Here is a 13948-nt window from a genome sequence, read left to right on the forward strand (position 1 = left end):
TGGTCCGGGGACGTCTCGTCGGGGGGCTCCAGCCGGGGGTCCGGCCGGGGCCCGGTCGGGGGGCGGGGCCGGTCAGCGCGCCCAGGCGGGCGGGCGGCGCTCCAGGAAGGCGGTCATGCCCTCCCGGGCCTCGTCGCTGCCGAAGAGCAGCGCGGACTGCGCCACCCGGTCCTCGCCGTCCTGGTCGAAGGAGCGCAGCACGTCGGCGGCGACCAGCCGCTTGGACTCCGCCAGCCCCTGCGGGGACGCCTGGCGCAGCGCCTCCAGGACCGGCTCCAGCGCGGCCGCGGTGTCGTCGGCGGCGACGGTGACCAGGCCGATCCGGGCGGCCTCGGCCGGGTCGAAGGTCTCGCCGGTGAGGTAGTAGCGGGAGGCGGCGCGGGGGTCGAGCCTGGGCCGCAGCGGCAGCGAGATGACGGCCGGGGCGAGGCCGAGCCGGACCTCGGTGAAGGCGAAGGTGGAGGCGGGGCCGGCGACGGCGATGTCGCAGGCGCCGATGAGGCCGAGGCCGCCCGCCCGGGCGTGCCCGTCGACGCGTGCCACCACCGGCTTGGGGCACTCCACCACCGCGCGCAGGATCTCCACCAGGCGGCGGGGGCCCGCGGTCGGATCGCCGGAGGTGGCCTCGGAGAGGTCGGCGCCGGCGCAGAAGACCCTGCCGGTGTGGGCGAGGACGACGGCGCGCACCGCCGGGTCCTTGGCGGCCTCGGCGAGGCCCTGCTCCAGTTCGGCCATCAGGCGCGAGGAGAGGGCGTTGCGGTTGTGCGGGGAGTCGAGGGTGAGGGTGGCGACGGCCCCCTCGACCGCGAGGCGGACGAGGGGGGCGGCGGTGGCGTCGGTCATCGCGCGGGGCCTTCTTCCGGGCCGGCTCCGTTGCCGGCGTAGGTGGGGGTCTCGGTCGCGGGTGCGGCGGGTGCGCCGGGCACGGGGCCCTGGGCGGGGACCTGCGCGCCGGCGGCGCCGCGTTCGCGCTCCCGCAGCCGGCGGCGGAGGATCTTGCCCGCCGCCGACTTGGGGACGGCGTCCACGAACTCCACGGCGCGCACCTTCTTGTAGGGGGCCACCTGCCCGGCCACGTGGTCGATCACCTGCTGGTCGGTGAGCGTACTCCCCGGCCCGCGGACCACGAACGCCTTGGGCACCTCCCCGCCGTCGGGCCCGGCGACACCGATGACGGCGGCGTCGGCGACCTCCGGGTGGGCGAGCAGCACGGCCTCCAGCTCGGCGGGGGCCACCTGGTAGCCCTTGTACTTGATCAGCTCCTTGACCCGGTCGACGACGTGCAGGTAGCCGCGGTCGTCGACGTAGCCGACGTCGCCGGTGTGCAGCCAGCCGTCCCCGTCGACCACCGCGTCGGTCTCGGTGGGGCGGCCGAAGTAGCCCTTCATCACCTGCGGGCCGCGGATGAGCAGCTCGCCGGGCTCGCCGGGCGGCAGGTCCTCCGCGGCCGCGCCGCCCTCGACGGCGACGACCCGCATCTCGGTGGAGGCCAGCAGCCTCCCGACCGCACCGGGCGGCGGCGAGGTGTCGGTCAGCGGCACCAGGTGGGTGCCGGGCGACAGCTCGGTCATGCCGTACGCCTGGCGGACGGTGTCGATGCCGAGGCGGCGGGCGCAGGCGTCGGCGAGGTCGGCGTCCAGCGGGGCGGCGGCGGAGAGGACGTACTCCAGCGAGGAGAGGTCGTAGCGGTCGACGGCCGGGTGCCGGGCGAGGGCGAGGACCATGGGCGGGGCCGCGTAGACGCCCTGGATGCGCTGGTCCTGGAGGGTCTGCAGGAACTGCTCCAGGTCGAAGCGGGGCAGCACGACGACGGTGGAGCCGCAGCGCAGCGGGTGGTTCATCAGGGCGGTGAGGCCGTAGATGTGGAAGAACGGCAGCACGGCGACGATGCGCTGGCCGACCCCGGGGCGGTGCGCGGCGTCGAGCTGGGCGAGGTTGGTGGCGATGTTGCGGTGGGTCAGCATGACGCCCTTGGCGGTGCCCGTGGTGCCGCTGGAGTACGGCAGCACGGCGACGTCGGCGGCGGGGTCGATGGCGGGCGACGGCTCGGGCGCGGTGCTGGCCAGCAGGTCGAAGAGGTTCCGGTGGCCCTCGGCCGGGTCGCAGCTGAAGATCTCCCGGACGGGCGTGCCGGTGCCGGCGAGGGCGGCGGCCGCCTCCCGGGCGGTGGGCAGGAACGGGGAGACGGTGACGATCCAGCGGGCGCCGCTGTCGCGCAGCTGGGCGGCCATCTCGCCGGGGGTGGCGAGGGAGCTGACGGTGGTGACGGTGGCCCCGGCGCGGGTGGCGGCGTAGAAGGCGACGGGGTAGGCGACGGTGTTGGGGCTGTGCAGGGCGACGACGTCGCCGGGGGCGACCCCGGCCTCGGCGAGCCCGGCGGCGGCGCGGCGGGTGGCGGCGTCGAGCTGCGCGTAGGTCAGGGTCTGGCCGGTCACCCCGTCGACCAGGGCGGGGAGGTCGCCGCGGCCGGCGGCCCCGCCGAGGACGGCGTCGTGGATGGGCACGTCGAGGACGGGGACGTCGGGGTACTCGCTGCGGTACACCATGGGACCCTCCGGGTGGGCGGGGCGGACGGCTGCGCGGCGGCTGCGGCCGGCCTCCGGGTGGGGCCGGGCCGCACCCGGCGGGGGCGGACGGGCGGGTGCGGACCGGACGGGCCGCCGGGCCGCGGGACCGCCGGGGCCGGTGCGGCGCCTAGTACGACTTGGGCAGGCCGAGGGTGTGCTGGGCGACGAAGTTGAGGACCATCTCCCGGCTGACCGGGGCGACCCGGCCGACGCGGGAGGCGGCGAGCAGCGCGGCGAGGCCGTACTCCTGGGTGAGGCCGTTGCCGCCGAGGGTGTGCACGGCCTGGTCGACGGTGCGGGCGCAGGCCTCCGCGGCGGCGTACTTGGCCATGTTGGCGGCCTCGCCCGCGCCGGCGTCGTCGCCGTGGTCGTAGAGGTGGGCGGCCTTCTGCATCATCAGCCGGGCCAGCTCCAGCTCGATGCGGCACTGCGCGAGCGGGTGGGCGATGCCCTGGTGGGCGCCGATGGGGTCGCGCCAGACGGTGCGGTCGCGCGCGTAGCCGACGGCCTTGGCCAGGGCGTGGCGGCCGATGCCGACGGAGAAGGCGGCGGCCATGATGCGCTCGGGGTTGAGCCCGGCGAAGAGCTGGAGCAGGCCGGTGTCCTGGTCGCCGACGAGGGCCCCCTCGGGGAGCGGCACGTCGTCGAGGAAGACCTGGTACTGGTACTCGGGGGAGACGATGTCCATGGGGATGCGCCGGTACTCCAGGCCCGGGGCGTCCACGGGGACGGTGAACAGGGCGGGCCTGAGCTTTCCCGTGCGGGCGTCCTCGGTCCGGCCCACGACCATGATCGCGTCGGAGCCCTCGATGCCGGAGATGTAGACCTTGCGGCCGGTGAGCCGCCAGCCGTCGGGGGTGCGCCGGCCGACGGTGGCGAGGCGGTGGGAGTTGGAGCCGGCGTCGGGCTCGGTGATCGCGAAGGCCATCCGCAGGGAGCCGTCGGCGAAGCCGGGCAGCCAGTGGCGGCGCTGCTCCTCGGTGCCGAAGCGGGCGATGACGGAGCCGCAGATGGCGGGGGTGACCACCAGCATGAGCAGCGGGCAGCCGGCGGCGCCCAGCTCCTCCAGGACGATGGACAGCTCGTAGCACCCGGCGCCGCCGCCGCCGTACTCGGCGGGCAGGTTGACGCCGAGGTAGCCGAGCTTGCCGGCCTCGCGCCACAGCTCGTCGGTGCGCTCGCCGGCGCGGGCCTTGGCGAGGAAGTACTCGGAGCCGTAGCGGCGGCCGAGGTCGGAGACGGCGCGGCGCAGGGCCTGCCGCTCCTCGGACTCGCTGAACGCGGACTCCTGGAAGGTGGTGCCGGTCATGCCGATCGTCCCTTCTGCAGGTGCTGCAGGTCTTCTGCGGGGGCTTGCGCGGGGGGCGGGTCGCGGGCTGCGGACGGACCGCGGGCCGTACGGGCGGCCGGGCCCGGGGGCGCGGCGGCGCCGGGTGACGGGTGCGGGCGGGAGGCCGTGGTCCGAGTGCGGCGGCCGGGGGCCCGGCCGGGGAGGGGTCCGGCGTGCCGGAGTCGGGACCCCTCCGTGCCGGACCCCCGGGGTCGGGGGCGGCCGGGCCGGGGCCCGGGGGCACGGGCGCTCAGGGGCCCTCGGCGGAGGCGCCGCCCCCGGCGGGGGCGGCCTCCCGGACCACGGCGAGCAGCGCGCCGGGCTCGACCTGCTGGCCGGGCCGGACGCGCAGCTCGGCGACGGTGCCGTCGGCGGGCGCGGTGACCCGGTGCTCCATCTTCATCGCCTCCAGCCACAGCACGGTCTGCCCGGCCCGCACGGCGTCGCCCTCGGCGACGGCGGTCCGCACGACGGTGCCCGGCATGGGCGCGAGCAGCGAGCCGGGGGCGGTCTGGGCGGCGGGGTCGGGGAAGCGTCCGACGGCGGTGAGGACGACGGCGCCGAGCGGCCCGTCGACGTGGACGGTGTCCCCGTACCGGGCGACGGCGAACGCCCGCCGCACCCCGCCCGTCTCCAGCACCACCCGGCCGGGCGCGGCGGAGACCAGCCGGACGCCGGGGTGCCCCTCGGCGAGGAGGCCGTCGCGGGTGTGCCGGTAGCGGGCCTCGTGCTCGGCGTCGGCGGTGCGGTACCGCTTGGCCTGGGGGGCGGAGGGCACGTTGCGCCACCCGGCGGGCAGGCCGCCGAGGACGGGGGCGGCGGCCCGCCGCCCCGCCGCGTCGGCGAGGGCCGCGGCGAGGGCGGCCAGCGCCTCGGTCTCCTTGTCGGGGGCCTGGCGGGCGACGGTGTCGGCGTGGTGCTGCCGCAGGAAGGCGGTGTGGACGTCCCCCGCGAGGAAGGCGGGGTGGCGCAGCACCCGCACCAGAAGGTCCCGGTTGGTGGCGGGCCCGTGGATGCGGGCGCGGGCCAGGGCGGCGGCGAGGCGGCGGGCGGCCTCGGCGCGGGTGGGCGCCCAGGCGACCGCCTTGGCGAGCATGGGGTCGTAGTGGACGGTCACGGTGTCGCCGTCCTCGACGCCGGAGTCCAGCCGCAGGCCGGACTCCTCCCCCGCCGGGGTGCGGAAGCGGGCGGTGGTGCCGGGCAGCTCCAGCAGGTGCAGCGGGCCGGCCTGCGGCTGCCAGTCGGCGGCCGGGTCCTCGGCGTACAGGCGGGCCTCGATCGCGTGGCCGCGGGTGGCGGGGGGCCGGGGCGGCAGGGCGGCGCCCTCGGCGACCCGGAGCTGGAGGGCGACCAGGTCGAGGCCGGTGGTGCACTCGGTGACGGGGTGCTCGACCTGGAGGCGGGTGTTCATCTCCAGGAAGAAGAACCGGCCGTCGGGGGCGAGCAGGAACTCGGCGGTCCCGGCGCCGGTGTAGCCGATGGCGCGGGCGGCGGTGCGGGCGGCCTCGTGCAGGGCCTCGCGCACGGCGTCGGGGATCCCGGGCGCGGGCGCCTCCTCGACGACCTTCTGGTGGCGGCGCTGCACCGAGCAGTCCCGGTCGCCGACGGCCCACACCGTGCCGTGGGCGTCGGCCATGAGCTGCACCTCGACGTGGCGGCCGGTCTCCACGTACGGCTCGCAGAAGACCTCGCCGTCGCCGAAGGCGGAGGCGGCCTCGGCGCGGGCGGCGGCGAGCTCGCCGTCGAGGGCGGCGAGGTCGCGGACGACGCGCATGCCGCGCCCGCCGCCCCCGGCCGCGGCCTTGACGAGCAGCGGCAGGTCGGCCTCCGTCGCCGCGGCGGGGTCGACGGCGTCGAGGACGGGCACGCCCGCCCCGGCCATGATCCGCTTGGCGCCGGTCTTGGAGCCCATGGCGGCGATGGCCTCGGGCGGCGGGCCGATCCAGACCAGGCCCGCGTCGAGGACGGCGCGGGCGAAGCCGGCGTTCTCGGAGAGGAAGCCGTAGCCGGGGTGGACGGCGTCCGCGCCCGCGGCCAGCGCCGCCTGCACCAGCAGGTCGGCGCGGAGGTAGGTGTCGGCGGGGGCCGCACCCGGGAGGCGGACGGCGGCGTCGGCCTCCCGGACGTGCGGGGCGTCGGCGTCGGGGTCGGAGAAGACCGCGACACCGTCCAGGCCGGCGTCCCGGCAGCTGCGGAGGACGCGCCGGGCGATCTCGCCCCGGTTGGCGACCAGCACTGAGGTGATCATCTGTTCGGTGGCCCTCACATCCGGTAGACGCCGTAGCCGCGCGCGCCCTCCACGGGCGCGCTGTGCACCGCGGAGAGGCACAGGCCCAGCACGGTGCGGGTGTCGCGCGGGTCGATGACCCCGTCGTCGTAGAGCCGCCCCGAGAGGAAGACCGGCAGCGACTCCGCCTCGATCTGCTGCTCCACCATGGCCCTGACCGCCGCGTCGGCGTCCTCGTCGTACGGCCGGCCCTTGGCCGCCGCCGACTGCCGGGCCACGATGGAGAGCACCCCGGCGAGCTGCTGCGGACCCATCACCGCCGCCTTGGCGCTGGGCCAGGCGAAGAGGAAGCGGGGGTCGTACGCCCGCCCGCACATGCCGTAGTGCCCGGCGCCGTAGGAGGCGCCCATGAGCACCGAGATGTGCGGCACGCGGCTGTTGGAGACGGCGTTGATCATCATGGCGCCGTGCTTGATGATGCCGCCCTGCTCGTACTCCCGGCCCACCATGTAGCCGGTGGTGTTGTGGAGGAAGAGCAGCGGGATGTCGCGCTGGTTGGCGAGCTGGATGAACTGGGTGGCCTTCTGCGCCTCGGCGCTGAAGAGCACGCCCTGCGCGTTGGCGAGGATGCCCACGGGGTGGCCGTGGACCGACGCCCAGCCGGTGGCGAGGCTCGTCCCGTACAGCGGCTTGAACTCGTCGAAGTCGGAGCCGTCGACCACCCGGGCGACCACCTCGCGCGGGTCGAAGGGCGTCTTCAGGTCGCCTGGGACGACGCCCAGCAGCTCCTCCGGGTCGTACTTGGGCGGCTCCACCCCGGCCGCGGGCGCCGGGCCCCGCTTGTCCCAGCGCAGCCGGGCGACGACGCGGCGGGCCAGGCGCAGCGCGTCGGGCTCGTCGACGGCGAGGTGGTCGGCGAGGCCGGAGACGCGGGCGTGCATGTCGGCGCCGCCCAGCGACTCGTCGTCGGCCTCCTCCCCGGTGGCCATCCTCACCAGCGGCGGGCCGCCGAGGAACACCTTGGAGCGCTCCTTGACCATCACCACGTGGTCGGACATGCCGGGCACGTAGGCGCCGCCGGCGGTGGAGTTGCCGAAGACGACGGAGACGGTGGGGATGCCGGCGGCGGAGAGGCGGGTGAGGTCGCGGAAGAGGGCGCCGCCGGGGATGAAGACCTCCTTCTGGCTGGGGAGGTCGGCGCCGCCGGACTCCACCAGGTTGACCAGCGGGAGGCGGTTGCGCAGCGCGATCTCGTTGGCCCGCAGCGCCTTGCGGAGCGTCCACGGGTTGGAGGCGCCGCCGCGCACGGTGGGGTCGTTGGCGGTGATGACGCACTCGGTGCCCTCGACGACGCCGATGCCGGTGACCAGGGCCGCCCCGACCGGGTACTCGCTGCCCCAGGCGGCGAGCGGGGAGAGCTCCAGGAACGGCGAGTCGGGGTCGAGGAGCAGCTCGATGCGCTCGCGGGCGAGGAGCTTGCCGCGGCGGCGGTGCCGCTCCACGTACTTGGGTCCGCCGCCGCCGACCGCCTTGGCGTGCTCGGCGTCGAGCTCGGCGAGCTTGGCGAGCATGGCGTCGCGGTTGGCGGCGAAGTCGGGCGAGCCGGGGTCCAGCGACGAGGCGAGCACGGTCACAGGAGCACCTCCGGGATGTCGAGGTGGCGGGAGCGCAGCCACTCCCCCACCGCCTTGGCCTGGGGGTCGAAGCGGGCGCGGGAGGCGACGCCCTCGCCGAGCAGGCCGGTGACGGTGAAGTTGACGGCGCGCAGGTGGGGCAGGACGGTGCGGGTGACGGGCAGGCCGGCGGTCTCGGGCAGCAGCTCCCGCAGGCGGTCGGCGGTGAGGGCGTGGGCGAGCCAGCGCCAGCCGTCGTCGGTGCGGGCCCAGACGCCGACGTTGGCGTCGCCGCCCTTGTCGCCGCTGCGGGCCCCGGCGACCAGGCCGAGCGGGGCGCGGCGGGTCGGGCCGGGCGGCAGCGGCGCGGGCAGCTCCGGTTCGGGCGGCTCCGGTGCGGGGACCTCCGCCGGGGCGGCGGTCCGGGGCGCCGGGGGCACCGCGACCCGGCGGCCGTCGGGCAGCACCGCGGTGTGCGGCACGGCGGCGGCGTCGACGTACGCGGCCTCGAAGACCCCGTACGGGGTGCCGTTGCCGGGCGGCGCGGTGACGTGGAAGCCGGGGTAGCTGGCGAGGGCCAGCTCGACGGCGGCGCCGCTGACGGCGCGTCCGACGGCCTCCGGGTCGGGGTCGCGGACGGCGAGGCGCAGCAGGGCGCTCGCCTCCTCCTGGACGGCGGCGTCGGGCCGGTCGGTGCGGGCGAGGGTCCACCGCAGCTCGGCGGGGCGGTGCTTGCCGAGGGCCGCCTCCAGCTGCTCGCGCACCAGGGCGGCCTTGGCCTCGACGTCGAGCCCGGTGAGGACGAGGACGACCTCGTTGTACCAGCCGCCGAGCCGGTTGAGGCCGACCTTGAGCGCGGGCGGCGGGGCCTCCCCGCGCACCCCGGTGAGGGCGACCCGGTCGGGGCCCTCCTGGCGCAGGCGCAGGGTGTCCAGGCGGGTGGTGACGTCGGGCCCGGCGTAGCGGGCGGGCCCGGTCTCGTAGAGCAGCTGGGCGGTGACGGTCTCCACGGTGACGGCGCCGCCCGTGCCCGGGTGCTTGGTGATCACGCTGCTGCCGTCGGCGCGGACCTCGGCGAGCGGGAAGCCGGGGCGGCGCACGTCGTGCTCGGTGAAGAAGGAGTAGTTGCCGCCGGTGGCCTGGGCGCCGCACTCCAGGACGTGCCCGGCGGCGGTGGCGCCGGCCAGGGCGTCCCAGTCGTCCCAGCGCCAGCCGAAGTGGGCGGCGGCGGGGCCGACGACGAGGGAGGCGTCGGTGGTGCGGCCGGTGACGACGACGTCGGCCCCGGCGCGGAGGCACTCCGCGATGCCGCGGGCGCCGAGGTAGGCGTGGGCCGCGAGCAGGCCGCCCCCGCCGGACGGGCGGCCCTCACCGGACGGGCCGTCCTCGCCGGTCAGGCCGAGCTCGGCGGCGCGGGGCAGCAGGTCGTCGCCCTCGACGTGGGCGACGGCGGCGGGGACGCCCGTGCGCCCGGCGAGGGCGCGCAGGGCGTCGGCGAGGCCGGCCGGGTTGAGGCCGCCCGCGTTGACGACGACCTTCACGCCGCGGTCGACGGCGAGGCCGAGGGACTCCTCCATCTGGCGCAGGAAGGTGCGGGCGTAGCCGCGGGAGGGGTCCTTCATGCGGTCCCGGGCGAGGATGAGCATGGTCAGCTCGGCAAGGTAGTCGCCGGTGAGGACGTCGAGGGGGCCGCCGGTGAGCATCTCGCGGACGGCCTCGAAGCGGTCGCCGTAGAAGCCGGAGGCGTTGCCGATCCGCAGCGGCGCGGGCCCGGCCGCCGGGTCCGGGGCGGGCGCGGGGCCGGGCGCGGGGGCGGCGGTCATGCGAACTGCCCCGGGGTGCGGCCGCGCCCGGCGGGCCCGGCGAAGGACTGGGCGATGTCCAGCCAGTGGTCGGCGTCGGCGCCCTCGGCCTTGAGGCCGAGGTCGGCGCGGTGGCGGCGGCGGGTGGCCAGCAGGCAGAGGTCGAGGGCGGGTCCGGTCACCCGCTGCTCCGCGTCCTCGGGCCCGTACGTCCACGCCTCCCCGCCGCCCGGCGGCGCCAGCTCGACCCGGAACTCCCCGGCGGGGGGCTGCTCGCCGTGCACGAAGTAGGCGTAGTCGCGGGCCCGGACGGCCAGGCGGGCGACGTGCCGCAGCCGGACGGTGGGCACGCGGTGCACCCCGAGGGCGTCGGCGACGTCCTGCCCGTGGGCCCAGTACTCCATGAGGCGGCCGGTGGCCATGGAGGCGGCGCTCATCGGCGGGCCGAACCAGGGCATCCGCGCGCCCTGCGGGACGGCGGCCAGCGCCTCCAGCAGGGCCTCGCGGCCGGACCGCCAGGCGGCCAGCAGCCGGTCGCGGGGCTGGTCCGCGGTGCGGGCGGCCTCGGCGTCGGCGAAGCCCTCGGGGTCGGCGGCGGCCCGCTCCAGCAGGCGGGCGAAGCGGTCGGGGCCGGTGGCGGCGAGCAGCGCCTGCTCGTCGGTCCAGGCGAGGTGGGCGACCTGGTGGGCGAGGGTCCAGCCGGGTGCGGGGGTGGGGTCGTGCCAGTGCCGCTCGCCGGGTCCGGAGACCAGGGCGTCGACCTCGTCGCTCTCCGCGCGCAGGTCGTCCAGCACCGTACGGGGATCCACCATGGGGGCACTCCCTCCGCCTGAAAGGGCGTCACTGCCGTCTCCCCCGGCAGCCTTGCAGCATCACCCGAAAGAAACAAGCATGCTTGCTTCTTTTTCTCCGTCCGCCCCCCCGTTTGCGGGAGTGCCGGGCTGGAGGTTTAATAAATGAACATTCATTTATAGAGAGGAGAGCGCGGTGGCAGGACGCCCCCGGGGGGTCGACGACGCGGTCGTCCTGGCCCGGACCGCCGAGGTGATGGGCCGCACAGGCCCCGCGGGCCTCACCCTCGCGGCCGTGGCGCGCGAGGCGGGGCTCGCCCCCGCCACCCTCGTCCAGCGCTTCGGGTCCAAGCGGGGCCTGCTCCTGGCCCTGGCCGAGCAGTCCGCGCGGGACGCGGAGGCGCTGGCCGGACGGGTCCGGGCCGGGCACGGTTCGGCCCTCGCGGCGCTGGTCGCGCTCGCCGTGGAGTCCACGGCCGGGATCGCCGCGCCCGAGGCCTACGCCAACCATCTGGCGTTCCTCTGCGCCGACCTCGCCGACCCCGGGCTGCGCGCCCACGCCCTGGCCGTCCACGAGGCGCAGGGGCGGGCGGTCGCGGCCCTGCTGGCCGAGGCGGCGGACGCCGGGGAGCTGCGGCCCGGCACGGACACCGCGGCACTGGCCTCCTCCGTGCGGGCGGTCGTCGCCGGCACCGGCCTGACCTGGGCCCTGGACCGGCGCGGCACCCTGCCCGAGCGCCTGCGCCGCGAACTCGCCGCCCTGCTCGGCCCCCACCTCCCCTCATCCGACGGCACCCCCCTGGAGGACGCGTGAACGACGGCAGCCGGCCACTGGCCGGGAAGGTGGCCCTCGTGGCCGGCGGGACCAGGGGCGGCGGACGCGGCATCGCCGTCGAACTCGGCGCGGCGGGCGCCACGGTGTACGTCACCGGACGCAGCAGCGCGGCCGGACGCTCCGCCATGGACCGCCCCGAGACCGTCGAGGGGACCGCGGAGCGGGTCACCGCCGCCGGCGGCCTCGGCGTCCCCCTCCGCACCGACCACAGCCGCCCGGAGGAGGTCCGCGCCCTGGTGGACCGGATCGCGGCCGAGCAGGACGGCCGCCTGGACGTGCTGGTCAACTGCGTGTGGGGCGGCGACCCGCTCACCGACTGGGCGCACCCGCTGTGGGAGCAGGACCTCGGCACCGGGCTGCGGCTGCTGCGGCAGGCCGTGGAGACGCACGTCGTCACCAGCCGGTTCGCGCTGCCGCTGATGGTGGCCCGCCGGAGCGGCCTGGTGGTGGAGGTCACCGACGGCAACACCGCCCGGTACCGCGGGTCGTTCTTCTACGACCTCGCGAAGTCCTCGGTGATCCGGCTCGCCGTCGCGCAGGCCGCCGAGCTGCGGCCGCACGGCGTCGCGGCCGTGGCGCTCACCCCCGGCTTCCTGCGGTCCGAGGCGATGCTGGACCACTTCGGCGTCACCGAGGCCACCTGGCGGGAGGGCGCGGCGAAGGACCCGCACTTCGCCCACTCCGAGAGCCCCGCCTACCTCGGACGGGCCGTCGCCGCCCTCGCCGCCGACCCGGACGTCATGGCGCGGTCGGGCCGGGCGCTGGCCACCTGGGGGCTGTACCGGGAGTACGGCTTCACCGACGCGGACGGCACGCAGCCGGACTGGGCCGCCCACTGGGCCGAGGCCCTGGAGGGGGAGCACGGGCCGCTCGGCGACCCGCTCTGACGCCGGAGGCTGCGGGGGGCCGGGAGGCGCGCGCGGGGGCCGGGAGGAAGTGCCGCCGGCCGGCCCGGACTCCGGCCGGCGGCACGCGGTGGGGCGCTCAGCGCGTCAGGACGCGCTGCACGGTGCGCCGTTGAGGGTGAAGGACGTCGGCGCGGGGTTGGCCGCGCCGACGGCGGCCTGGAAGCCGAGCGTCGTCGAGGCGCCCGGCGCCAGGGCGGCGTTGTAGCCCGCGTCGGCGGCGGTCACCGAGGCGCCGGACTGGGACGCCGTGGCGTTCCAGGCGTTGGTGATCCGCTGGTCGCCGGGGAAGGTCCAGGCGAGGCGCCAGCCGCTCACCTGGCTGCTCCCGGTGTTCTTCACGGTGACGTCGGCCGTGAAGCCGCCCGCCCAGGAGTTGGTGACCCGGTACGTGACCGCGCACGCGGCGGAGCCGGTGGGCGGGGCGGTCGTGGGGGGCTGCGTGGTCGGGGGCGGGGTGGTGGGGGGCTGCGTCGTCGGGGGCTGGGTCGTCGGGGGGCTGGTGGAGGTCGGCGGGTCCTGGGCCCCGGAGGCCAGGGCGTAGGCGATGTCGGGGCTGAAGGTGCCCGCGGCCGCGGCGCAGCCGTCCGCCTCGCCGGGCGGCTTCACCCACAGGTAGGCGTCGATCGCCGGGTCCCCGGTGTCCGCGGTCGGGTAGGCGCCGATGGACCGGCCGGAGGGGTCGCACCAGGCGCCCCCGCCCGCCGGCCCGTTGCCGTTGCGGCTGGTGTCGACGACGGCGTGCAGCTGGGAGGGGCTGCCCAGCGCGCCGAGGACCGCCTTGGCGTAGGACGTCTCGTTCGCGGTGGTGTTGAAGTTCGAGACGTTGGTGAAGAAGCCGTCCGCGTTGGTCAGGACGCCCGCGCCGCGGAGCCGGGAGGCCTGCTCGGCGGCGCTGTTCCAGGCCGAGTGGCCGCCGTCGAGGTACACCTTGGCCGCGGGCGCGGCGGAGCGGATGGCGGCGGCGGCCCGGGAGAGCGAGGCGAACCGGTCGGCCTGCTGCTGGGAGGAGAGGCAGCTGGTGAGCGCCAGCGAGTCCGGCTCCAGCAGGACGAGCGAACGGCCGCTGCCGAGCCCGGCGGCGAAGCCGCGCACCCAGGCGTCGTACGACCCCAGGTCGGGCGCGCCGCCGGCGGAGGCCCCGCCGCAGTCGCGGTTGGGGATCTCGTACACGACCAGCACCGGCACCTGCCCGGCCGAGGCGGCGGCCGAGGTGATGCCGCGGACGTCGGAGGTGACGGTGTCGGGCCGGTAGTTCGCGAACCAGATGCCCTGCGGCTGGCTCGCGATCCGCCGGGAGACGACCGGCTGGCGCCAGTCGCCGGGGTTGGCGGCGGACCACTTGACGACCTGGGAGGCGGGGTCGCGGTAGAACTGCGTCCCGGCGGGGAGGGCGCCCTGCACGGCGGCTCCGGCGCTGGTCGGCCCGGCGAGCACGAGGCCCGCCGCCGCCGTGCCGGCGGCGGCGAGGGCGAGCGCGACCGCGCGGAGCCGGCGGCGCGGCGCCCGGTGCGGGTGCGGGTGGGACGGGTGCGTGTACGGGTGCGGGCGGCCGGACGGGTGCTCCGGCAGGCCCTCCGGCGGCCCGGCGGGCAGGTGCTCCGGACGGTGTCCGGGCGCGGGTACGGGCGGGTGTGCGGACGGCGGTCCGCCGGCGGGGGCGGCGGAGCGCCCGGGGGTGGCGCGGGATGTCACATCGTCCTCCGTGCTCTCTGGGTGGAAGAGCGCGCTCTCGGGGTGGGAGAGGGCCTGGGTGGGTGGGCGGTGAGCGCGTGGGAGCGCTCCCGCACAGGCCGAGTCGAGCGTAGCCCCGCATGACGCGGTCATGTAATCCCTGGGACGGCGTGAATTCCGCATTCGTGGGAGCGCTCCCGCGCG

At 77.2% G+C, this 13948-nt stretch carries 10 protein-coding genes; 2 read left to right on the top strand and 8 right to left on the bottom strand.

The features are described from left to right. Positions 1-72: 72 nt before the first annotated feature. From ACFY07_RS16825 to ACFY07_RS16855, 7 genes are all read right to left on the bottom strand, one after another. Complete coding sequence (locus ACFY07_RS16825; RefSeq protein WP_390869344.1) at positions 73-843, bottom strand: enoyl-CoA hydratase family protein; 771 nt, start codon at positions 841-843, stop codon at positions 73-75. Continuing rightward, positions 840-2546: an AMP-binding protein gene (locus tag ACFY07_RS16830; RefSeq protein WP_390869345.1), complete on the bottom strand. Its 1707-nt coding sequence runs from the start codon at positions 2544-2546 to the stop codon at positions 840-842. Before ACFY07_RS16830 ends, ACFY07_RS16825 begins: the two co-directional genes overlap by 4 nt. Before the next feature lie 148 nt (positions 2547-2694). After that, positions 2695-3876, bottom strand: a complete 1182-nt coding sequence (locus ACFY07_RS16835; RefSeq protein WP_230652773.1) for an acyl-CoA dehydrogenase family protein — start codon at positions 3874-3876, stop codon at positions 2695-2697. A gap of 271 nt (positions 3877-4147) precedes the next feature. After that, entirely contained in the window at positions 4148-6145 is a 1998-nt protein-coding gene (locus tag ACFY07_RS16840; RefSeq protein WP_390869346.1) for an acetyl/propionyl/methylcrotonyl-CoA carboxylase subunit alpha, read from the bottom strand. 14 nt (positions 6146-6159) lie between these two features. After that, on the bottom strand, positions 6160-7758 hold the full coding sequence (locus tag ACFY07_RS16845) for an acyl-CoA carboxylase subunit beta (protein ID WP_390869347.1): 1599 nt from the start codon (positions 7756-7758) through the stop codon (positions 6160-6162). Beyond that, on the bottom strand, positions 7755-9560 hold the full coding sequence (locus ACFY07_RS16850; RefSeq protein WP_390869348.1) for an acyclic terpene utilization AtuA family protein: 1806 nt from the start codon (positions 9558-9560) through the stop codon (positions 7755-7757). Before ACFY07_RS16850 ends, ACFY07_RS16845 begins: the two co-directional genes overlap by 4 nt. Beyond that, entirely contained in the window at positions 9557-10351 is a 795-nt protein-coding gene (locus ACFY07_RS16855) for a TIGR03084 family metal-binding protein (protein WP_390869349.1), read from the bottom strand. Before ACFY07_RS16855 ends, ACFY07_RS16850 begins: the two co-directional genes overlap by 4 nt. A gap of 175 nt (positions 10352-10526) precedes the next feature. Here ACFY07_RS16855 and ACFY07_RS16860 point away from each other — a divergent pair, with 175 nt between their 5' ends. Both ACFY07_RS16860 and ACFY07_RS16865 read left to right on the top strand, forming a co-directional pair. After that, positions 10527-11144, top strand: coding sequence for a TetR/AcrR family transcriptional regulator (locus ACFY07_RS16860; protein ID WP_390869350.1), 618 nt, complete (start codon positions 10527-10529; stop codon positions 11142-11144). Further along, positions 11141-12052 carry an SDR family oxidoreductase gene (locus ACFY07_RS16865; RefSeq protein ID WP_390869351.1) on the top strand — a complete coding sequence of 304 codons (912 nt, stop codon included), beginning with the start codon at positions 11141-11143 and terminating at the stop codon, positions 12050-12052. Before ACFY07_RS16860 ends, ACFY07_RS16865 begins: the two co-directional genes overlap by 4 nt. Before the next feature lie 105 nt (positions 12053-12157). Here ACFY07_RS16865 and ACFY07_RS16870 read toward each other — a convergent pair whose 3' ends face one another. Beyond that, complete coding sequence (locus tag ACFY07_RS16870; RefSeq protein WP_390869352.1) at positions 12158-13765, bottom strand: glycoside hydrolase family 6 protein; 1608 nt, start codon at positions 13763-13765, stop codon at positions 12158-12160. Between the last annotated feature and the right edge of the window lie 183 nt (positions 13766-13948).

Origin of the sequence: Streptomyces sp. NPDC001380 (assembly GCF_042895785.1) — a bacterium.
In the GTDB taxonomy this organism is placed as follows: Bacteria; Actinomycetota; Actinomycetes; order Streptomycetales; family Streptomycetaceae; genus Peterkaempfera.

Bases quoted from the DNA above. Each gene is read 5' to 3' on its own strand.
- ACFY07_RS16825 (WP_390869344.1), bottom strand. From the start codon at position 843: ATGACCGACGCCACCGCCGCCCCCCTCGTCCGCCTCGCGGTCGAGGGG.
- ACFY07_RS16830 (WP_390869345.1), bottom strand. From the start codon at position 2,546: ATGGTGTACCGCAGCGAGTACCCCGACGTCCCCGTCCTCGACGTGCCC.
- ACFY07_RS16835 (WP_230652773.1), bottom strand. From the start codon at position 3,876: ATGACCGGCACCACCTTCCAGGAGTCCGCGTTCAGCGAGTCCGAGGAG.
- ACFY07_RS16840 (WP_390869346.1), bottom strand. From the start codon at position 6,145: ATGATCACCTCAGTGCTGGTCGCCAACCGGGGCGAGATCGCCCGGCGC.
- ACFY07_RS16850 (WP_390869348.1), bottom strand. From the start codon at position 9,560: ATGACCGCCGCCCCCGCGCCCGGCCCCGCGCCCGCCCCGGACCCGGCG.
- ACFY07_RS16855 (WP_390869349.1), bottom strand. From the start codon at position 10,351: ATGGTGGATCCCCGTACGGTGCTGGACGACCTGCGCGCGGAGAGCGAC.